This is a genomic window from Mesorhizobium sp. B2-4-19 (genome assembly GCF_006441315.1).
In the GTDB taxonomy this organism is placed as follows: Bacteria; Pseudomonadota; Alphaproteobacteria; order Rhizobiales; family Rhizobiaceae; genus Mesorhizobium.
This window is the reverse complement of record NZ_VFUV01000001.1, coordinates 1-18,640: the sequence shown is the minus strand read 5'-3', so window position 1 is coordinate 18,640 and position 18,640 is coordinate 1. Positions and strand designations below refer to the sequence as shown.

Below are 18,640 nucleotides of genomic sequence, written 5' to 3'. Positions count from 1 at the left end.
TGCGATGGTCTTGCCAAGGTTACTGGGCCATAGCGTTGGGCCATGGTCACTGAAGCAATTATCCTGGACGCGGAATCAAAGGCCCGTCGCGGCTTCCTGCTGGCGCTGGGCGCCTATCTGTTGTGGGGGTTGCTGCCTTTCTACATGAAGGCCGTGGCGCACCTGCCGCTTGCCGAGGTGATCGCCCACCGCATCGTCTGGTCGGTGCCGATCGCCGCTGCGGTCCTGGTCTGGGCCGGCCGCACGGCGGACTTCAAGGCGGCAATCCGGTCGCCCCGCACCATTGCCATGGCGGCGCTGACGGCGGCGTTGATTTCGGTCAACTGGGGCATCTATGTCTGGGCGATCGCGGTCGACCGCACTGTCGAGACCGCGCTTGGCTATTACATCAACCCGCTGGTCAGCGTCGTCGTCGGTGCGCTGCTGCTTGGCGAGCGGCTGGACCGTCTGCAGATCGCGGCGGTGGCGCTGGCGACGGTCGCCGTCACGGTGCTGACAATCGAGGGCGGCAAGCTGCCCTGGGTGTCGCTGGCGCTGGCTTTTTCCTTCGCCGCCTACGGCTTCTTCCGCAAGACGCTGCCGATCGGGCCAAGCCAGGGCTTTTTGCTCGAAGTGCTTTTGCTGTCCGTGCCGGCTCTCGGCTACATCGTCTACCTGATCGCGACGGGACAGGACCACATCGTGTCGAGCACCGGCACCGACACCGCGTTACTGATGGGCTGCGGTCCGGTCACGTCGGTGCCGCTGCTTTTGTTTGCGTTCGGCGCCAAGCTTTTGCGCCTCTCGACCATCGGCATCATGCAATACATCGCGCCGACCATGGTTTTCCTGATCGCGGTTCTGATCTTCGACGAGCCGTTCGGCACGGCACAAGCCATTGCCTTTGCCCTGATCTGGACGGCCCTGGCGATGTATTCCTGGTCGATGCTGGTCACGGCGCGACGGGCGGCGGCTACATCTGTCCGAGCCGCCTGACGAACAGGTACGTCACGCCGGCGATCAGCAGCGAGACCGCGGTCACCACCCAGAAGCCCATCGGCGTGTCGACCAGGGGCAAACCGCCGACATTCATGCCGAACAGGCCTGAGATGATGGTCATCGGCAACAGCACCGCCGTCATGACGGAGAGGATGTAGAGAAGCTGGTTCGACTGCATGGTCAGTTTCGCCATCAGCTCGTCCTGCAACAACCTTGTGCGTGCCTGCAACTGCTCGCCGTCATTATAGAGGGTGAGTGCCCGGTGCGAGAGTCTGGCCGCCATATCATTGATCAGATCAGGCAGCTCGTCGCGATGCGAATGGTCGAGATGCCGGAACAGGTTGGTGAGCGTCGCCATCTGCCGGTGGATCACCACCAGTTGCCGGCGCGCCTCGACCAGCGCCTGGCGTTCATTGTGCCATGCATCGCGCACGACGCGATCCTCTATGCCGTCGAGCGCATCGCCAAGCTTGCCGAGCTCGCCCGACATGCCGTCGAGCGACTGGCCCATGACCGCCTCGATCAGGTCCGACGGCGAGCGGAATTTCCGCGATCCATTCTCCACCGCCTTGCGGATGGCGTCGACCGACTCCAGCGGCTGTTTGCGGGCGCCGATCAACATCGTGTCGTTGAAGGCGAAGCGGAAATGGACGAGCCCGCGCGCCTCCGAGAAGTCGTGCTTGAGGTCCGGCAGATCGCCATAGAGCCAGCCATCCTCATAATCGATGTGGCAGCCATGGCTGGGGGCGAGGAATGCGTCGCGCGCCGGGGCCGGCAGGGCCAGCTCGGCGCCGATTTCCTGGCGCGCGTGGAGGTCAGTGATCTGGTAGCTGCGCCAGGTCCAGCGGGCTTGCGCCGGATCCTTGGTGCGCACGCCTTCAGCGGTGAAATGGTAGATGAAGAACAGCCCGTGTTCATCAGGCAAATAGGGCGAAAGATCGGTGCCTTCGGCGGGGAGGGCGATGTTCACTGTCGCTTCTCCAGATGGTCCAAGCAACGAACCGCGCAAGCGGCTCACTGCAAGGTCTTAGCACGCGGGAAGCCGGTTTCGTGTGACAGTTTCCTGACATCCGCCGATCTCGGTGTGCCGAGCAGGAGCGCGGTGACGGCGCCTTCACCGCCACCGCATCGCGATCAGGGTAACTCAGCGCTTCGGCCCAAACCCGGGGTAGGGGTTAAGCGGCACGATGGCGGCGATCTCCATCATGCCGGCCTTGATCAGCGGCAAGGTGGCGAGGTGGCCGCGCACTTCGGCGTCGTCGGCCGCCTCGAACATCATGCCGCTCCCTGGGATGTCGCCACGGTTCCAGACCTGGCGCACCGCGCCTTCGGCGTAGAGCGTGCGGCGCTGCTCGGCCTCGCCGGGCAGAAGCGGCGCAAAGTCGGCGTCGCCAAACTTTGCCGTATTACGGGTGAGAAGGGCAAAGAACTGCATGTCGGTCTCCTTTGGTTGGGATGGCCGACAATTCCTTTGACTAGTCAGACTGTCCAAGACTGATTAGGATAAAGTTGAGACCTTTGAGATCATAAAACTCGGAGAAAAAGTGTTCGACCTGCGCCAGCTCCGCTACTTCATCACGGTCGCCGAAACCGGCAATGTCGGTCGCGCCGCCGAAATCCTGCACATCTCGCAATCGCCACTCAGCAGGCAGATCATACAGCTCGAGGAGCAACTGGGCGTCACTCTGTTCGAACGGGCAAAGCAGCGGGTTCATCTCAATGCGGAGGGCCGCGCCTTCCTCACCGAGGCCCGCGCTCTGATTGCCAATGCGCGGCGCGTGGAGGAGTTCGGCCGCAGCCTCGCCGGCGGCGCGGTCGGCCGTCTCGCCATCGGCTATGTCGAGGGCGCCGTGCACGCTGGCCTGGTCGCCGGCATGCTCAGGCAATTCCGCCGCGAGCGGCCGCAATTGCATCTGAGCCTGATGAGCCTGCGCTCCGCCGCGCAGTTGGAAGGTCTGCGCCGGCGTACGCTCGATCTCGGCCTGGTCTATTCGCCGCCGTCGGCCGACTATCCCGAAATTGCCTCGATGCTGGTCCGCCGCGAGCCGCTGGTGCTGGCGATACCCGAGGGCGATGCACTTACGGCTGTCGCCGACATCGGCCCGCATCATCTCGACGGCCGCCCGTGGATCACCGTGGTGCGCCAGCCCGCCGACACCAACCGCGGCCAGTTCCTGGCGGCTTGCATCGAGGCCGGGTTCGTGCCCGACATCGCCTATGAGACCGCCGATCCCTTGACCTCGCTCGGCTTGGTCAGCGCCGGGCTGGGCCTGGCGACGGTGCAGGAAAGCCTACGAAGTGCCGCGCCGCCGGGAATAGTCTTCCGCGACCTTCCCTGGTTCGAGCGCAGCGTGGCGATTTATCTCGCCTGGCGCCGGCAGGACGAGCGCGCGGTGATTGGGGATTTGCGGAAGGCAGTAGGGCAGTAGGGCAGTAGGGCAGTAGGGCAGTAGGGCAGTAGGGCAGTAGGGCAGTAGGGCAGTAGGTGCGGTCTTTCCCTACTGCCTTACTGCCCTACTGCCTTATTCCCTTACATCTTGTCGATCACCGACTGCACGCCCTCGGTCGGGGCGTCGACGGAGGAGCCTGCCACCATGATGGCGGCGACGATGGCCTCCGGATCGTTGACGACCAGCGGCTTGACCCGTTGCGCGGTGTGGATGAAGCCCTCCGCCGTCATGTGTTCAAGCAACGCCGTCATCGGGTCCCAGAATCCGTTGATATTGCCGAAGACGATCGGCTTGCGGTGATGGCCGAGTTGCGCCCAGGTCATGATCTCGACGATTTCCTCGACTGTGCCGATGCCGCCCGGCAGCGCCACAAAGGCGTCGGATTTCTCGAACATCTTGTGCTTGCGCTCGTGCATGTTGTCGGTGATCAGCAACTCGTCGAGCCGGTCTAGCGCGGTTTCGGTTGCTTCCCTGTTGATCAGGAAGCGGGGAATGATGCCGGTCACCTTGCCGCCGGCCTTGAGCGCGCCATCGGCGACGGCGCCCATAATGCCTTTGGTGCCGCCGCCATAGACCAGCCGCAGGCCCGCTTTGGCAATCGAGCGTCCAAGCAGGTGCCCGGCCCTAGCATAGATTTCATCGCGGCCAGGAGACGAGCCGCAATAGACGCAGACGGATCGAATCGTGTTCATGCGGATGATTGGTGATTGGGTCTGAATGCGTGGTCAAGCCCCAAGGCTTGACAAGCCGGGGTTTTTCTTGACGGCCCGTTTTTCTTGTCGGCATTGGCAAAACACGCTAGACCGGCGTTAGGTGGCTAAGGGGTAGGGAAATATGGCAATTAATCCACTGAAGGCGTTCCTGTTCGCGGCGGGTGGGACCGTCGCGGCCGCGGGAACCGCCTATGTATCGGGCGCACTCGACCCGTATCTTCATCCAACGCCGCCGGCGAAGGTCGCGGCCTTGGCGCCGAAACCGGCTGATCCCGGCACGGAAGGGCGACTGCCGGCGCCGGCGGTGCCGGCTGCTCCCGCCGCAGCACCACAGGCGGCTGCTCCAGCCGCACCCGCGACAGAGGCTACGGCTCCGGCAGCGCCTGCACCGGGCGCACCCCTAGCAGCCGGCCCGATCTCGCCGACTTTCGATGTCGTGCGCGTCGAGGGCAATGGCTCGATCGTCATTGCCGGCAATGCAGCGCCCAGTTCAAAGGTCGAGATCCTGAGCGGCACGACGGTGCTTGGCTCGACTGTGGCGGGTCCCGATGGCGCCTTTGTCATCGTGCTCGACGACCCGCTGAAGCCTGGTGACTATACGATTGCCTTGCATTCGACCGTCGGCACCGTTGTGACCGTCTCGGTGCAGACCGCTGTCGTTTCGGTTCCCAAGGATGCCGCCGGCCAAGTGCTGGCCATGGTCGAAGAGCCGGGCAAGCCGGCCGAACTGCTGACGGTCCCGGCGCCAGGGACGAAACCGGCAGCTCCCGCCACCGGCGACCAGGCTGCTGCTCCGTCGCCGGCCGCTCAAGCGCCGGCAACTGCTGCTCCGGCTCCCGCCGCGCCGGCAACACCGCCCGCCGGCGTGGCCGAACCCAAGATCGTCGTCGAGGCGGTCGAGATCGACGGCAACAAGATCTTCGTCGCCGGCCTCGCCGATCCAGGCCGCAAGGTGCGCGCCTACGCCAACGACATCCTGCTCGGTGACGCGCTGACATCGCCGGACGGTCATTTCCTCGTCGAAGCGACGCGCGACATTCCGGTCGGCAGCTACACCATCCATGTCGACGGCCTCGATGCCGACGGCGTGAAGGTCGTGGCCCGCGCCGCGGTGCCGTTCGAGCGCGAGCCGGGCGAAGCGGTTGCCGCCGTGGCGCCTGCCGGGACCAAGCCGGCGGATGCCAAGCCAGCTGAGACCAAGCCGGCCGCACCGGCAGCGCCGGCTCCGGCCGTTGTCGCTGCCACCACGCCGCCAAGCGACGTGCCGGAGGCAGTGGCGCCCAAGCTCGAACATGCCGACGGCACCGTGATTATCCGCCGAAACGACACGCTGTGGCGGATTTCGCGACGCGTCTACGGCTACGGCGTGCGCTATTCCACCATCTACCTCGCCAACCAGGACCAGATCAGGAATCCCGACCACATCTGGCCCGGCCAGGTGTTCAAGGTCCCGGAAAAGTCCAAGGAAGGCGAAGCCGCCGACCTCAAGGCAATGGGCGAGCAGGCGACGACTGCGCCGACCAAGGCGCAGTAGAAGCCTATATCGATCAGCTGGCATCGCCTGCTTGGTTGGAGTGAAGCGCGAAACCGTTTGCCCCAGGATCGCCCAGCTCAGGGCGGAGATTCATGCTCGGAATGAGATAATCTCCGCCATTTTGCCGACGGTATGGGATGGGCGCCGTCTTCGCCAGCGTCCGCATCCTCTCACGCAGCTGTTCGGCCGCTGGCTCGAAGCCGGTCTCGTCGAGTCGATCGACCTTGTAGACCACGAACGGCGGAAGCACGTCGTATCCGGGGTAATAGAGGATCCCGTGATTGATCGGGAACAGCAGGTCGTCGATGGGGCCGTTGATCCCGCGTGACCTGTAGTGTTCCTCCCAGCCCCCGGCGGTCACGATCAACATAGCGCGTTTCCCGACAAGGGTGCCCTCGCCATAGCGATCGCCCCAGCGCCGATCACTATGCTCACCAACGCCATAGGCGAATCCGTAGGCGAACACACGGTCGACCCAGCCCTTGAGGATTGCCGGCATGGCGAACCACCAAAGCGGGAACTGCAGGATCAAGGTGTCGGCCCACAGCAGCTTCTCGATCTCGGCCTGTACATCTGCGGTTAGCGTGTTGGCCTCGAAACCTTTCTTGGAAGCCGCGACCGGGATGAGCCGCGCATCGGGTTCCAGCGACGGGAAGTCGGCGCGATCGACTTCGGATTTCCAGCCATCGGCGTACAGGTCCGATACGCGCACCTCATGCCCTTGAGCCTCGAGTTCCCTTACGGCGACGTCACGGAGGGCGCCGCTCAGCGAGCGTGATTCAGGGTGAGCGAAGACGAGCAGAACTTTCATGGGTCAGATCCAATATTGAGGAAACTGACGGGAAGGTAGCCAATGGCCGTTCAATCCACTATATGCAGGTAATGTATAATATTGTGCCGGATAATGGATAAGTCAGACGTTACATTCGAGCGCATGCGCACCTTCATTCGCGTGGCCGAGCGTGGCAGCCTGTCGGCCGTCGCGCGGGAATTTGGTGTCGGGCAGTCAACGATCACGCGGCATGTGCGGGAACTGGAAGAAGCTGTCGGCGTGTCTTTGCTCAGCAGGACGACCCGGCGGGTCACGATGACCGCCGAAGGCAGCCGCTATTATGCCAATGGCGTTCAGATCCTGCGCCTCGTGGAACAAGCCAGCGATGAGGCCCGGGGCACACGTGGCGCGCCCGCCGGCACCATCCGGATAAGCTGCACGGCAGCTTTCGGTGTCTTGCACGTCAGCCGCCTGATCTTCGCTTTTCAGGACCGTCATCCCGACATCGGGATTGACCTCAGCCTTACGGATGAGCGGGTGGACCTCGTCCGCGAGGGTGTCGATATCGCCGTCCGGCTGGGGCCGCTCACGGACAGCTCGTTGAAGCTACGAGCCCTCGGCCAGTCGCGGCGTCTGCTCGTGGCGTCTCCGGATTATCTGGCGGCGCGAGGACGACCCGTCGTCCCTTCGGATCTGTCCCTGCATGAGGGCATCCGGATGTCGAACGTGGCGGGCAGCGAAACGCTCGCCTTGCACGGCGCCGGCGGCGAACGCCACACGGTGCCTTTCGCGGGGCGACTGCGTATCGATCATGGACTTGCCGCGCGGCAGGCCATGATCGCCGCTCGCGGGATCGCGCCGGCGCATCGATGGCTTGTAGACGATCTTCTGGCGGCGGGCTTGCTCGAGACGATACTGGCGGATTATTCGCTGCCGTCCGTCCCGCTGAACATGTTGATTGTCCCGGAGCGCGCAGGCGTCGCAAGGGTCCGCTTGCTGGTCGAATTTCTGGCTGAACAGATCGCCGCTGTTCCAGGGATCGAGAAATCCATCTCGGAGCATTGATGCATGCCGCCCAAAAGTGACCTCGGTTCCGCGCGCCGCGCCTTAGCCGCCGTTCGATCTGCCCGGAAGAGTAGCTTGCGGCGGTGCCGTCCATCGTCTATCGCCGATGAACGATGACCGAATCCGCCCTTGAAACAGATCGCGCTGCTGGCGCTCGACCCAACCGCAGCTCGGATAGCCACGCTGTCGCGGCGCAATTTGCGGCGTTGTCGCATCCGGCGCGCATTGAGATACTGAAGCACCTCTCGGCCAGCAATTCCTGCTGCTGCCGCGAGGTCGTCGACCGTTTCGATCTGGCGCAGTCCACCGTGTCGCAGCATCTGAAAATACTGGTCGAGGCCGGTCTGGTCCGCTTCGAGCCCGACCGCCAGCGCTCGCGCTATGCCGTTGATCGCGTAGCCCTTGCCGATGTATCGGCATCGCTGAACGCCCTCGTCAATTCCTGCTGCTCCGGCCGCTGACCCTCTCACCCAAAAGGCAAGAAAAGTGGTCGAAAAAACCGTCTCCGCCGACACCTCAACGCTCACGACATTGCGCAATTTGTGGCCCTATATGTGGCCGGCCGACCGCGCCGACCTCAGGGCGCGCGTCACCTGGGCGACGCTGCTGTTGGTCGTCGCCAAGCTAACGCTGGTCGCCGGGCCCTATTTCTTCAAATGGGCAACCGACGCGCTGGCTGGCGGCTTCAAGACGCCGCCGCCGCTGCCGTCTTTCATGCTCGCGCCGGTGATGCTGGTCGTCGCCTACAATGTGCTGAGGCTGGTTCAACTCGGCTTCAACCAGTTGCGCGACGCGCTGTTTGCCCGCGTTGGCCAGCATGCCGTGCGCCAGCTTGCATTCCGCACCTTCGTCCACATGCACCAGCTGTCGCTGCGCTTCCACCTGGAGCGCCGCACCGGCGGCCTGTCGCGCATCATCGAGCGCGGCACCAAGGGTATCGAGACGATCGTGCGCTTCATCATGCTCAACACGGCGCCGACCATCCTCGAATTCGCGCTGACCGCCGGCATATTCGGTTTTACCTATGGCTGGAAATATGTGGCCGTGGTGGCGATCACCGTCTGGCTCTATGTCTGGTTCACAGTCAAGGCGAGCGACTGGCGCATCTCGATCCGTCGCGACATGAACGACAGCGACACCGACGCCAACACCAAGGCGATCGACTCGCTGCTCAATTTCGAGACGGTCAAATACTTCACAAATGAGCGCATGGAAGCCGACCGCTTCGACCGTTCGATGGCGCGCTACGAGGTCGCCGCCACCAAGACCTGGACCTCGCTCGGCTGGCTGAATTTTGGCCAGGGCGTCATCTTCGGCGTCGGCACGGTCGTCGTCATGTGCATGTCGGCGCTGGAGGTGCAGGCCCACACGCAGAGCGTCGGCGATTTCGTCTTCATCAACGCCATGCTGGTGCAGCTTTCCGTGCCGCTCAACTTCATCGGCTTCATCTACCGTGAAATTCGCCAGGGCCTTACCGATATCGAGCATATGTTCGACCTGCTCGACGTGCCGCAGGAGATTGTCGATAAGGCGGACGCCAAGCCGCTCACCGTCGGCGCGGGCAAGGTCGAGTTCCGCGACGTGCATTTCTCCTATGATCCGAATCGCAAGATCCTGAAGGGTGTTTCCTTCGAGGTGCCGGCCGGCAAGACGGTCGCCATTGTCGGGCCGTCGGGCGCCGGCAAGTCGACCATTTCGCGGCTGCTGTTCCGCTTCTATGACGTGCAGGCCGGCCAGGTGCTGATCGACGGCCAGGACATCCGGGATGTCACGCAGGACAGCCTGCGCGCGATGCTCGGCATGGTGCCGCAGGACACGGTGCTGTTCAACGACACCATCGCCTACAACATCCGCTACGGCCGCGTCGGCGCGAGCGAGGAGGAAGTCCGCAAGGCCGCCGAACTCGCCCAGATCGGGCCATTCATCGAAAAGCTGCCAGACGGCTACAAGGCGATGGTTGGCGAGCGCGGGTTGAAGCTTTCCGGCGGCGAAAAGCAGCGCGTCGCGATCGCCCGCACCATTCTGAAGGCGCCGCCGATCCTGATGCTCGACGAAGCGACTTCGGCGCTGGACAGCCACACCGAGCAGGAGATCCAGGCCGCGCTCGATCTCGTCAGCAAGGACCGCACCACCATTGTGATTGCCCACCGTCTGTCGACGGTGATTTCGGCCGATGAGATCATCGTGCTCAAGGACGGCCAGATCGCCGAACGCGGCACCCATGTCGAGCTGATGCGCAAGCACGGCCTCTATGCCTCGATGTGGGACCGCCAGCGCGAGGCGACCGAAGCCGAGGAGCGCCTGCGCCTTGCCCGCGAGGGCGACGAGTTCGGTGTCATCGTTCGCCGGCGGACGTCGGAGGTAAATTGATTTTTCCGCTTGACCTCAACTTAAGTTGAGATTGTATGCCGTTCCCGGAGCCTGAAAACACGATTATCCAGGAAACGGAACAATCGAAATGAACGACATAAATCAGAACGTTAACGGTGGCAGCGTGTTCAGGGTGGACAAGTTCGTCGTGCCGGCCGCCGCCCGCGAGGAGATCCTCGTCAAGGTCAGGACGACGCACGAATTGCTCCGCCAGCAGCAGGGTTTCGTGCAGGATTTCCTGCTCGAACAATTTTCAGGGCCGGGCGAATTCAACCTCGTGACGATCGTCGAATGGGAGAGCCAGGCCGCCGTCGACAAGGTCGTTCCGATCGTCAAGGTCGCGCACGAGCGCATCGCGTTCAATCCGCAGGAGACGATCGCCCGGCTTGGGGTGCGCGCCGACATTGCCAACTATCAGCGGATTCCCGAGGCATAGAGCAACGTGAACTGCTCCAGGCTTACGGCCAGCCGACGCCGGGTGCCGGCGCTTCCACGCTGAGCACTTGGCCGGTGCGTGCGTCGCTGACCATGTGCTCGAAGCCGCGCCACTCGGCGGCGACGATGAACAGGGTTTGCCTGTCCGCGCCGCCCAGCATGCAGGCGAAGCAGCCGCGATCGACGGTGACCGTCTGCAGCACCGCGCCGCCTTCGCGCACCCGCACGCAGTGCTTGTTGGGAACATCCGCGTACCAGATCGCGCCTTCGGTATCGAGGCAGATGCCGTCGGGATAACCGTCGAACTCGGCCCAGACGCGCCGGTTGGACAGGGTGCCGTCGGCGGCGATGTCGAAGGCGGTCAGCCGGTTGCCATGGGATTCGGCAAGGATCAGCGTCTTGTTGTCCGGGGTCACCGCCATGCCGTTGGCGAAGGCGATGTCGTCAGCCACTTGGCGGATCGCGCCGTCCAGCGTGATCAGCACGATGTGCCTGGGCCGAAATGCTCACCGGCAGCCGGCGCGGGGCCGCCGCCATTGACATAGATGTTGCCGCGCCCGTCGACGACGATCTCGTTCCATGGGCTTTTCGACAGGCCGCGCAGATCGGCATGGGTGACGAGCCCGCCATCAGCCTCCTGCCGCAACAGCAAGCCTTCGCGGCCTGAGACGACAAGCAGGCATCCATCCGGCAGCCAGTCGATGGAATAGGGCAGGACGGCCGGCACGGTGAGCATGATTTCGCGGTTGCCGTCGGCATCGATCGCGATGATCTCGCCGGTACCCCAGTTGCAGACCCACAGGCGTCCGTCATGCCAACGTGGGGATTCGCCGAAGGCAAGGCCGGCGGTGACGAGACACGCCGATGTGGCCGATTTTATCTGCATTACGGACCTCCTTGTTGCGCGTCATCGTGGCTGAAAAGGCCTTGGAAGGACGCCGTCTCACCCAAGGACGGGCGAGGGGTCCTCTTCCCGACAGCCGCCTTGTTATTCCGTTCAGGAAACATTGCCGGTAGGGCGTTGGCACCGCATGACGGCGGCTTGTCGGTTGTCGTCGGTATCGACCCGCGGGTCTTGACCGTACCGCCAATATCGCACGGGCTGTAGCCCGTCGTAGCGCCCGCCAGCCGCAGCCAATGCGGGGCCGCCGATTGTCGCGTTGCGGGCGGGGGGTGTTTCGGCTATTGAGGCCGGACCTGAAACAGGGACCGCCCCCACCCCATGAGCCTTGTCGACACGGTCAAGAACGCGTTCGTACCGATCCATCGTGAAGGCTACCCCTTCATCGCGGCCTTTGGCGCGGGCACACTTTTCCTTGGCTATTTCTCCTCGATACTGTTCTGGATCGGCCTGATCCTGACTGCCTGGTGCGTCTATTTCTTCCGCGATCCCGAGCGCGTCACGCCGGTCGACGACCGCCTTGTCGTCAGCCCCGCCGACGGCATCATTTCTGCGGTCGGCCCGGCCGTGCCGCCGCGCGAGCTTGGCCTCGGCAATGTCGAGATGACCCGCATCTCGGTGTTCATGAATGTCTTTTCCTGCCACGTGAACCGCGCGCCCGTACGCGGCCGCATCACCAAGATCGAGCATCGGCCTGGAAAATTCCTCAACGCCGAACTCGACAAGGCCAGCACCGAGAACGAACGCAACGGCCTGGTCATCGAGAGCCCCAACGGCACGGTGGCCGCCGTCCAGATCGCCGGCCTGGTGGCGCGCCGCATCGTCTGCTGGGCCGAGGCCGGAGGCTCGATCGGCACCGGCGAGCGTTTCGGCCTGATCCGCTTCGGCTCGCGCGTCGACGTCTTCCTGCCTTTGGCCGCGACGCCGCGTGTCGCCGTTGGCCAGACGGCGGTCGGCGGTGAAACCGTGCTCGCCGAATTCGGCGGCGTCGCCGGCACCCCGCTCGTCAGGATTTCCTGAGCCTTGGGCGCGCCGTTCAAGAAGTTCGAGGCCCATGCCAGCGGCGGTCCGCGCATCCGCGAGATCCCGATGCGCATGGTGCTGCCCAACCTGGTCACCGTGCTTGCCATCTGCGCCGGCCTGTCCGGCATCCGCTTTGCCTTCGAAGACCGCTTCGAGACGGCGGTGGTGATGGTGCTGCTGGCTGCCTTTCTCGATGGCATCGACGGCCGGCTCGCACGCATGCTGAAGGCGACTTCGAAATTCGGCGCGCAGATGGATTCGCTTGCCGACATCGTCAATTTCGGTGTCGCGCCGGCTCTGGTGCTTTATGCCTTCCTGCTTGACCGCGCCGGCTCGCCGGGTTGGATCGCCGCCCTTCTGTTCGCCATCGCCTGCGGGCTCAGGCTCGCCCGCTTCAACGTGCTCGACGACGAGAAGGCCGAGCGGCCCCTGTGGCAGTCGGAATATTTCGTCGGCGTGCCGGCGCCGGCGGGCGCGGTGCTGGTGATGCTGCCGCTCTATCTGTTCTTCCTGAGGCTCGGGCTGGAGCCAAGCCGCCCAGCCGCCTTCGTCGCCACCGGCTTCACCATCCTTGTCGCGTTCCTTCTGGTCAGCCGGCTGCCGGTCTATTCCGGCAAGAGCATCAAGATCCCGGGCGATAGGGTGCTGCCGGTCATTCTGGCCGTCGTGCTCTACATCCTCTTGCTGATGACCTATCCCTGGTACACGCTGACGGCATCGGTCGCGGGATATCTGATCTTCCTGCCGTTTTCGGTGCGCGCCTATTCCAAACGCGCCAAGCTCGAAGGCGAGAAGGTACCGCCTTCGGACATAGGCTGATCGCTAAACTGGTCTGGGTCGCAAGCCGCCAAGCAACAGATCGCCCCAGGCGGAGGCAAAGCGTTCATCGCTGATCTCAATTGCACGTTCACCCCAGATCGCTTCGAAGACCCGGAACATGGCGACGCAGCCGACGATCACGGCGGCGATCGCCTCGCTGTCGTGCGGGCGCAGTTCGCCCCGACGCTGGCGCTGCCGCAGCCATTCCGCGACGGCAAGATAAGTGCTTTGCATGATCTCGCCACGCGCGGAGGCTTTCAGCGCTGGGAAATGCTCCAGGTCGCGCCACAAGATCCGAAGCACGTCGCGGTTGGCGCCGAGCTTTTCAAGCATGCTCTCCACAAGCCGCCGCGAACTTTCGTCGATGGAAAGCGTTGTCTCGCCAAGTTCGGCACGGCCTTCCCGTGCCGTATTGACAAACTGATCGATCGCGGTGGCAAGCAGGTCCTCTTTTGAAGGGAAGTGCTTGTAGAGTGCGCCGGAGCCGCGCGACAGGCCTGCCGCCTCCTGAATGTCGGGAACGCTCGTCCGGTCGTAGCCTCGCTCGGCAAACAGTCGGATGGCTTCACGCAGAATGCCTTCCCGTCCAGTCGATGGCGGTTTCATAGCGGATCGCGGCTCCATGACTTGGTAGGGGATTCTCGAAGGACAATAACACCACGCGCATAATTACAAACGGCGCTAGCCGGCGGCCTGGCGATGCGAATCGACTGCCGCGTGCTTGTGTCGTTCGCAAAGCCACGCCCTCCAGTTCCTTTGACCAAGCCGCTCATTGGTTTCGACCAAACCCATTTTGAAGCTCATCTTGCGGCTGACCGGCAATGGCAGGACGAGCCGCCTGAGCCCGAGCGCATCGCAGTATTGCCGTGCGAAACTCGAGAACGGCATCAGGTCCGGGCCGCCGATCGCAGGGCGTACCCCGCGCTTCCCGTCATTCACCGCCTCCGCCAGATAGCGGGCTACATCACGCGTATCGACGGGATTTGAGAGCGAATTTGGCAACGGCCAGACAGGCAGCCATTTCAGCCCGCCGAGCATCTGCTCCAAGAGGTAGTAGAATGGCGTTGCGCGAATGACGGACCACGCAAGCGGGCACTCCCGCACAAGCTGTTCGCCCGCCAACTTTGCTCGGGCATAGGGCAGGCTGCTGAATTCGAGGCCGACGATCGACACGAAGATGAAGTGGCCGATACCGGCGCGACGCGATGCTGCAAGCAGGCGCCGCGTGCCTTCGACATCGACGCTTGTCGGGCTGAAGAAGAAGTCGATCGGCCTCATGCCGCGCCTGGCGATCGGCGAAAGGGTCGCGGCATGGATCACGGTGTCGATGCCGCCAAGCGCGTCATCGATGCCTTCGCCGGTTGCCAAGTCGCCCAAGGCCCATTCCAGGGAGGGATCATTCATCGGTTTCCTGGCTAGCAATCTGACGACGTGACCGGCCTGGGACAGCGCCGGCACAAGATCGCGACCGAGATGTCCGGTCCCTCCGGTGACAAGGATTTTTGCCATGTGCAGCTTTCCTCCCCAGGTTGGAAATCTCGCCCCGATGGAGAGTGAATGATCACTCACCATTTTGGCGATTCTTTGGCGAGGGGCCATCTTCAGAGGTGTCGAGGCATGGACGAGGCGTGAATCCTACCGGATCTCGCCGATCATCCCGGCTTGCCTGAGGTGAAACGATTGGTTGGATCTGGCGGCGTTACGCCGCGATGCCCCGCCCCAGCCTGTCGATCGCCAGCTTTCTGGTCGAGACATAATCGGTCTTGCCGGAACCGAGCACCGGGATTTCCTCCACCTTGACGATGTCGTTCGGCACCATCAGTTCGGCGGCCCCGGCTTTCTTGCCGAACTGGCGCAGCTCTTCGGGATTGGCATCGTCGGCGGTGGTGACCAGCACGATGCGCTCGCCGCGCCTCTTGTCGGGCACCGCCACCGCCGCATGGCGTTCTTCCGGCCACAGCGACTGCACCAGCATCTCGACCGCGCCCAGCGACACCATCTCGCCGGCGATCTTGGCGAAGCGCTTGGCGCGGCCGCGAATGGTGATGAAGCCTTCGCGGTCGACGGCGACGATGTCGCCGGTGTCGTGCCAGCCGCTCAGCGGCCGCAACTCACCGGGGCGGTCCGATGTCATGTAGCCCATCATCAGATTCGGTCCGTCGAGCCACAACTGGCCGGCGTCCGAGATGCCCTCGACCGGCTCCAGCTTCATGCGCATGGCCGGCAGCAGCCTCCCGACCGTCCCGTCGCGCCCGTGGATCGCGGTGTTGACGGCAACCACCGGTGCGGCCTCGGTCAGCCCGAACCCTTCGATGATCTCGGCCTGGAAGCGCTCGCGGTAGACGCGGCGGGTTTCCGGCTTCACAGCTTCGGCGCCGGCAACGACGAAGCGCAGGCTGGAGAAGTCGCCGTCCTTGGCGGTGCGCGCATAGTTGGCGAGGAAGGTGTCGGTGCCGAACATGATGGTCGGCTTCACCTTGCGGGCGATCTCGGGGATGATCTTGTAATGAAGCGGCGAGGGATAGAGGAACAGCTTTACCCCGGTGACCAGCGGCAGGATGGTGCCGCCCGTCAGGCCGAAGGAATGGAATACCGGCAGCACGTTGAGCAGGATGTCGGCCGGCGAAATGGTGATGCGCGCCTCGGCCTGCATGGCATTGGCGAGAAGGTTCTTTTGCGACAGGACAACCGCCTTCGGCGTTCCCTCAGAGCCGGAGGTGAACAGGATAACGCCCGGCTTGGCCGCATCCTGGCGCTGCAGCGGCAAACGCCACAGCAAGGCGGCGGCAAGCTTGTCCAGCGCGGTGACGCTGGTCCGGGCGTCTTCCAGCCACAGCAGCCTGGCGCCGCCTTTTTCGACCGCGGCGACGATATCGGCGAGATCGGCCTTCTCGACGAAGGCGCGCGAGGAGATCACGGTGCGGATGACGGCCGTGCGGACGGCCGCCGTGACGCTTGCCGGCCCGGCCGTGTAGTTCATCATCGCCGCCACTCGGCCCGCCGAGAGAAGACCGACGAATGACAGCACGACGCCATTGGCGTTGGGCAGCATTATCCCCACCGCTTCGCCTGGCGCCGTCACCGCCTCGAAGCGCTTGCCCAGCACGCGGGCGCCGATGAACATCTTGCGGTAGCTCAGCGCGCCCGAGATGACGTCCTCGATGATCGGATGCGAGGCGCCGACCCTGGCTGCGGCATCGCGCATGGCCAGGAACAGGCCGCGGTCGAGGTCGTTGCCGAAAAGCCGGGCCTCGGCGACGCGGTCGAACAGTGCATTGGTGTTCGAGGCCTGATCCGGATTACGTGCCACCAGTTCGGCGATGGTCATCGGCTCCAGCACGCTCATCACGAGCTGCGGAAACCAGTGCCGCGGTGCCGCTGCCGCCGGCGTCAGGGAAACAGGCAGGCTGCGGGCGCCGGCGACAAAGATCGGCACGATGCGGGCGTCGGCCTGCATGGCAATGCGGGTGACGGCGCGAAACAGCCGAAACGTCTTGACGTCAGGCTCGACCGCGTCAGGCAGATAGACCGCGAGCCGGCCCTTGCCCTTCAGCACGCGCACCAGCCGGCGGCTGACGAAAAGATGTTCGGCATTGAAGGCGATCGTGCGGCCAAGCTCACGCCAGGGTTCCAGCCACGGCGAGCGCGCCGAGACCTCGTCCAGAATGTGCAGCGTGTCATCCGGCAGCAGCGACAGCATCAGCGCCGGTTCGAAGCGCGACTGGTGCGAGATGACGTAGATGACGGGAGCCTGCGCCTTGCGCGCGATCCGGATGCGGCCGTCGCTGATCCGGTAGGCGAGCTTGAACGGCACGTAGAGCATCGCCTGGCTGAGACGCAGGCCGAGGCGGAATTTTTCCACCACGCCGATCAGCAGCCAGGCCAGAACGAGACCCGCAAGCATCGCCAGTGTCAGGATCATGCCGCTTCTCTCCCAACAATTTTTGTCATTGCGGCTCTTCCGCGGCCGCCTCGGCGCAGAGGGTAGCGCAAGTGGGCGCTAGGTCAATGTGGGAAGAGACGGTGTTCCTTCTCCGCAAGAACGACGCTTACGCTGCCTTCAACCGCCCGCTGATGAAACGGAACTCCTGCGTCTTGCCGCCATAGCCATAGGCGGGTGCCGGCACTTCATGCACTAAGGCATAGCTTTCCTCGTGCACACCGCCCAACAGGCGGCCGAAGGCATCGAAGAGGGCCTTGAGATAAGCTTCCAGCTCGAGCTTGGTATTGGTGCCGTCGACCACCTTGATATCCAGCCAGAACGTGTTGGTGCCATGCTCGGCCAGCGACTTGCCGCCGGCGAACCAGTGCTGCGGATCGATATAGGACACGGCAACGGCGGTGATCGTCGGATCCTTGCGCAATTGCGTGGCGGTGATCTCGGTTATTTCCCTGGCGATGCTGGCGGACAAGGCGGCGTCCGGCTTGCCGGTGACGCTGATATTGATGAGAGGCATTTTTCGTCTCCTTGGTTTCTAGCGGCGTCCGGTTGCCGTTGGAGGGACCATGTCACCGTCATTGAGTCAAAAAAATCGAATTGTTTTCAACTGAAGATTCGATATTGTCGAATTATGGAAACGCTCGATCCGGATCTGCTCAAAACCTTCCTCGCTTTCGTCGACAGCGGTTCGCTGGCGCGGGCGGCTATCAGCGTTGGCCGTTCGCCTTCGGCGGTGACCGCCCAGATGCAGCGGCTGGAGGAGATCGTCGGCGAGCCGCTGCTGGCGCCGCAGGGCAGGGGCCGCGGCCTGACGCCGGCTGGGGAGGACCTCGTCGGCCACGCAAGGCGCATTCTTGCCGCGCACCGCGAGGCATGGCTGGCGCTGAAGGGGGCGCGGGCAGCCGGGCGTGTCGCCATCGGCACGACGCAGGATTTCGCCGACAACGGCCTGCCGGATCTGCTGCGTGCCTTCGCCACCAGCCATCCGCGCGTCAGGATCGAATTGCGGGTTGGCCGCTCCGCCGAACTGGCGCAGGCGCTGCAGGCCGGCAGCCTCGATCTGGCGATTGTCATGCGCCAGGCGGCCGCGCCCGACGAGGTCGGCGTGCTGCGTGAGCCGATGATGTGGCTGTGTTCTGGGAAAGGGCTGGCCTGGCGGCAGGAAGAGTTGCCGCTGGCGCTGCTTGATCCCTATTGCGGGTTTCGCGAGGCCGCACTGGCGGCGCTCGATGCTGCCGGCCGCCGCTACCGCATCGCCGCCGGCAGCGCCAGCCTGGCCGGCCTGCGCACCGCGGTGAATGCCGGCGTTGCGCTGACCTTGCGGACCCCGCGCTTTGCCCATTCCGGCATTATCGAAGCGCCGCGCGAGCTGGGCCTGCCGCCGGTTCCGATGGCCGAATTCGCGATCCGGCTGCGTACCGATGCTGATGCTTCCGCAGGCGATCTGGCGGCGCTGCTCAGCGGCAACCTGGCCCTGTCCCAACCGCCCGGCTGATTTGGCGCCAGCCTATCGCAAGAAAACGCCGACCTTACGGTCGGGCCTATCCAGAAAGAAAAAGCCGACCTTGCGGTCGGGCCCATTTAGAAAGAAAAAGCCGACCTTGCGGTCGGCTTGGAGTAGGACGGGCCGAGGGGTTTGG

Annotated in this window: 20 protein-coding genes; 10 read left to right on the top strand and 10 right to left on the bottom strand. The window is 64.0% G+C overall.

What is annotated here, in order from left to right; all coding sequences use genetic code 11:
* The first annotated feature begins 42 nt into the window (after positions 1-42).
* Positions 43-975, top strand: coding sequence for an EamA family transporter RarD (gene rarD / locus FJ546_RS00095; protein WP_140887148.1), 933 nt, complete (start codon positions 43-45; stop codon positions 973-975).
* On the opposite strand, the gene FJ546_RS00090 is transcribed toward rarD, so the two are convergent.
* Complete coding sequence (locus FJ546_RS00090) at positions 953-1,948, bottom strand: transporter (protein WP_140887147.1); 996 nt, start codon at positions 1,946-1,948, stop codon at positions 953-955. The genes rarD and FJ546_RS00090 overlap by 23 nt on opposite strands.
* 174 nt (positions 1,949-2,122) lie before the next feature.
* Positions 2,123-2,413, bottom strand: coding sequence for a muconolactone Delta-isomerase family protein (locus tag FJ546_RS00085; protein WP_095204962.1), 291 nt, complete (start codon positions 2,411-2,413; stop codon positions 2,123-2,125).
* A gap of 109 nt (positions 2,414-2,522) precedes the next feature.
* Here FJ546_RS00085 and FJ546_RS00080 point away from each other — a divergent pair, with 109 nt between their 5' ends.
* On the top strand, positions 2,523-3,407 hold the full coding sequence (locus tag FJ546_RS00080; protein ID WP_140887145.1) for a LysR substrate-binding domain-containing protein: 885 nt from the start codon (positions 2,523-2,525) through the stop codon (positions 3,405-3,407).
* Positions 3,408-3,508: 101 nt separating this feature from the next.
* Here the strand turns inward: FJ546_RS00080 and FJ546_RS00075 are convergent, their stop codons facing one another.
* Positions 3,509-4,120 carry a TIGR00730 family Rossman fold protein gene (locus FJ546_RS00075; RefSeq protein ID WP_140887143.1) on the bottom strand — a complete coding sequence of 204 codons (612 nt, stop codon included), beginning with the start codon at positions 4,118-4,120 and terminating at the stop codon, positions 3,509-3,511.
* A 142-nt stretch (positions 4,121-4,262) separates the two neighbouring features.
* Between FJ546_RS00075 and FJ546_RS00070 the strand changes: the two genes are divergently transcribed.
* Positions 4,263-5,675 carry a LysM peptidoglycan-binding domain-containing protein gene (locus FJ546_RS00070; RefSeq protein ID WP_140887142.1) on the top strand — a complete coding sequence of 471 codons (1,413 nt, stop codon included), beginning with the start codon at positions 4,263-4,265 and terminating at the stop codon, positions 5,673-5,675.
* A gap of 13 nt (positions 5,676-5,688) precedes the next feature.
* Here FJ546_RS00070 and FJ546_RS00065 read toward each other — a convergent pair whose 3' ends face one another.
* Entirely contained in the window at positions 5,689-6,486 is a 798-nt protein-coding gene (locus FJ546_RS00065) for an NAD(P)H-dependent oxidoreductase (RefSeq protein WP_140887140.1), read from the bottom strand.
* A 93-nt stretch (positions 6,487-6,579) separates the two neighbouring features.
* On the opposite strand from FJ546_RS00065, the gene FJ546_RS00060 reads away from it, so the two are divergent.
* The 4 genes from FJ546_RS00060 to FJ546_RS00045 all read left to right on the top strand — a co-directional run bounded on the left by FJ546_RS00060 (position 6,580) and on the right by FJ546_RS00045 (position 10,318).
* Positions 6,580-7,512, top strand: coding sequence for a LysR family transcriptional regulator (locus FJ546_RS00060; RefSeq protein ID WP_140887139.1), 933 nt, complete (start codon positions 6,580-6,582; stop codon positions 7,510-7,512).
* Positions 7,513-7,625: 113 nt separating this feature from the next.
* Positions 7,626-7,973, top strand: coding sequence for a metalloregulator ArsR/SmtB family transcription factor (locus FJ546_RS00055; protein ID WP_140887137.1), 348 nt, complete (start codon positions 7,626-7,628; stop codon positions 7,971-7,973).
* 25 nt (positions 7,974-7,998) lie between these two features.
* On the top strand, positions 7,999-9,882 hold the full coding sequence (locus tag FJ546_RS00050) for an ABC transporter ATP-binding protein/permease (protein ID WP_140887135.1): 1,884 nt from the start codon (positions 7,999-8,001) through the stop codon (positions 9,880-9,882).
* An 88-nt stretch (positions 9,883-9,970) separates the two neighbouring features.
* Entirely contained in the window at positions 9,971-10,318 is a 348-nt protein-coding gene (locus FJ546_RS00045) for an antibiotic biosynthesis monooxygenase (protein WP_140887134.1), read from the top strand.
* Positions 10,319-10,340: 22 nt separating this feature from the next.
* Here the strand turns inward: FJ546_RS00045 and FJ546_RS31450 are convergent, their stop codons facing one another.
* Positions 10,341-10,802, bottom strand: a complete 462-nt coding sequence (locus tag FJ546_RS31450; RefSeq protein WP_246686702.1) for an SMP-30/gluconolactonase/LRE family protein — start codon at positions 10,800-10,802, stop codon at positions 10,341-10,343.
* Positions 10,796-11,203, bottom strand: coding sequence for a hypothetical protein (locus FJ546_RS31445; protein ID WP_246686701.1), 408 nt, complete (start codon positions 11,201-11,203; stop codon positions 10,796-10,798). The genes FJ546_RS31450 and FJ546_RS31445 overlap by 7 nt, the downstream gene beginning before the upstream one ends.
* A 336-nt stretch (positions 11,204-11,539) precedes the next feature.
* Here FJ546_RS31445 and FJ546_RS00035 point away from each other — a divergent pair, with 336 nt between their 5' ends.
* Both FJ546_RS00035 and FJ546_RS00030 read left to right on the top strand, forming a co-directional pair.
* Positions 11,540-12,238: a phosphatidylserine decarboxylase gene (locus tag FJ546_RS00035; protein ID WP_095770693.1), complete on the top strand. Its 699-nt coding sequence runs from the start codon at positions 11,540-11,542 to the stop codon at positions 12,236-12,238.
* Positions 12,239-12,241: 3 nt separating this feature from the next.
* Positions 12,242-13,060, top strand: coding sequence for a phosphatidylcholine/phosphatidylserine synthase (locus FJ546_RS00030; RefSeq protein WP_032929550.1), 819 nt, complete (start codon positions 12,242-12,244; stop codon positions 13,058-13,060).
* Positions 13,061-13,063: 3 nt separating this feature from the next.
* Here FJ546_RS00030 and FJ546_RS00025 read toward each other — a convergent pair whose 3' ends face one another.
* The 4 genes from FJ546_RS00025 to FJ546_RS00010 all read right to left on the bottom strand — a co-directional run bounded on the left by FJ546_RS00025 (position 13,064) and on the right by FJ546_RS00010 (position 17,517).
* On the bottom strand, positions 13,064-13,666 hold the full coding sequence (locus FJ546_RS00025) for a TetR/AcrR family transcriptional regulator (RefSeq protein ID WP_181167757.1): 603 nt from the start codon (positions 13,664-13,666) through the stop codon (positions 13,064-13,066).
* A 75-nt stretch (positions 13,667-13,741) separates the two neighbouring features.
* Positions 13,742-14,569 (bottom strand): NAD-dependent epimerase/dehydratase family protein, encoded by an 828-nt coding sequence (locus FJ546_RS00020; protein WP_140887131.1) that lies wholly within the window; start codon positions 14,567-14,569, stop codon positions 13,742-13,744.
* 190 nt (positions 14,570-14,759) lie between these two features.
* Positions 14,760-16,982, bottom strand: a complete 2,223-nt coding sequence (locus FJ546_RS00015) for an AMP-binding protein (protein ID WP_140887129.1) — start codon at positions 16,980-16,982, stop codon at positions 14,760-14,762.
* Between the two features lie 127 nt (positions 16,983-17,109).
* Positions 17,110-17,517, bottom strand: a complete 408-nt coding sequence (locus tag FJ546_RS00010; protein ID WP_140887127.1) for a 4-oxalocrotonate tautomerase family protein — start codon at positions 17,515-17,517, stop codon at positions 17,110-17,112.
* A 114-nt stretch (positions 17,518-17,631) separates the two neighbouring features.
* On the opposite strand from FJ546_RS00010, the gene FJ546_RS00005 reads away from it, so the two are divergent.
* Entirely contained in the window at positions 17,632-18,495 is an 864-nt protein-coding gene (locus FJ546_RS00005; protein ID WP_140887126.1) for a LysR substrate-binding domain-containing protein, read from the top strand.
* Positions 18,496-18,640: the final 145 nt, after the last annotated feature.

Excerpts from the sequence above, each read along its gene's own strand:
- rarD (WP_140887148.1), top strand. The coding sequence starts at position 43 with ATGGTCACTGAAGCAATTATCCTGGACGCGGAATCAAAGGCCCGTCGC.
- FJ546_RS00085 (WP_095204962.1), bottom strand. The coding sequence starts at position 2,413 with ATGCAGTTCTTTGCCCTTCTCACCCGTAATACGGCAAAGTTTGGCGAC.
- FJ546_RS00075 (WP_140887143.1), bottom strand. The coding sequence starts at position 4,120 with ATGAACACGATTCGATCCGTCTGCGTCTATTGCGGCTCGTCTCCTGGC.
- FJ546_RS00070 (WP_140887142.1), top strand. The coding sequence starts at position 4,263 with ATGGCAATTAATCCACTGAAGGCGTTCCTGTTCGCGGCGGGTGGGACC.
- FJ546_RS00065 (WP_140887140.1), bottom strand. The coding sequence starts at position 6,486 with ATGAAAGTTCTGCTCGTCTTCGCTCACCCTGAATCACGCTCGCTGAGC.
- FJ546_RS00060 (WP_140887139.1), top strand. The coding sequence starts at position 6,580 with ATGGATAAGTCAGACGTTACATTCGAGCGCATGCGCACCTTCATTCGC.
- FJ546_RS00055 (WP_140887137.1), top strand. The coding sequence starts at position 7,626 with ATGACCGAATCCGCCCTTGAAACAGATCGCGCTGCTGGCGCTCGACCC.
- FJ546_RS00045 (WP_140887134.1), top strand. The coding sequence starts at position 9,971 with ATGAACGACATAAATCAGAACGTTAACGGTGGCAGCGTGTTCAGGGTG.
- FJ546_RS31445 (WP_246686701.1), bottom strand. The coding sequence starts at position 11,203 with ATGCAGATAAAATCGGCCACATCGGCGTGTCTCGTCACCGCCGGCCTT.
- FJ546_RS00035 (WP_095770693.1), top strand. The coding sequence starts at position 11,540 with ATGAGCCTTGTCGACACGGTCAAGAACGCGTTCGTACCGATCCATCGT.
- FJ546_RS00025 (WP_181167757.1), bottom strand. The coding sequence starts at position 13,666 with ATGAAACCGCCATCGACTGGACGGGAAGGCATTCTGCGTGAAGCCATC.
- FJ546_RS00020 (WP_140887131.1), bottom strand. The coding sequence starts at position 14,569 with ATGGCAAAAATCCTTGTCACCGGAGGGACCGGACATCTCGGTCGCGAT.
- FJ546_RS00015 (WP_140887129.1), bottom strand. The coding sequence starts at position 16,982 with ATGATCCTGACACTGGCGATGCTTGCGGGTCTCGTTCTGGCCTGGCTG.
- FJ546_RS00010 (WP_140887127.1), bottom strand. The coding sequence starts at position 17,517 with ATGCCTCTCATCAATATCAGCGTCACCGGCAAGCCGGACGCCGCCTTG.
- FJ546_RS00005 (WP_140887126.1), top strand. The coding sequence starts at position 17,632 with ATGGAAACGCTCGATCCGGATCTGCTCAAAACCTTCCTCGCTTTCGTC.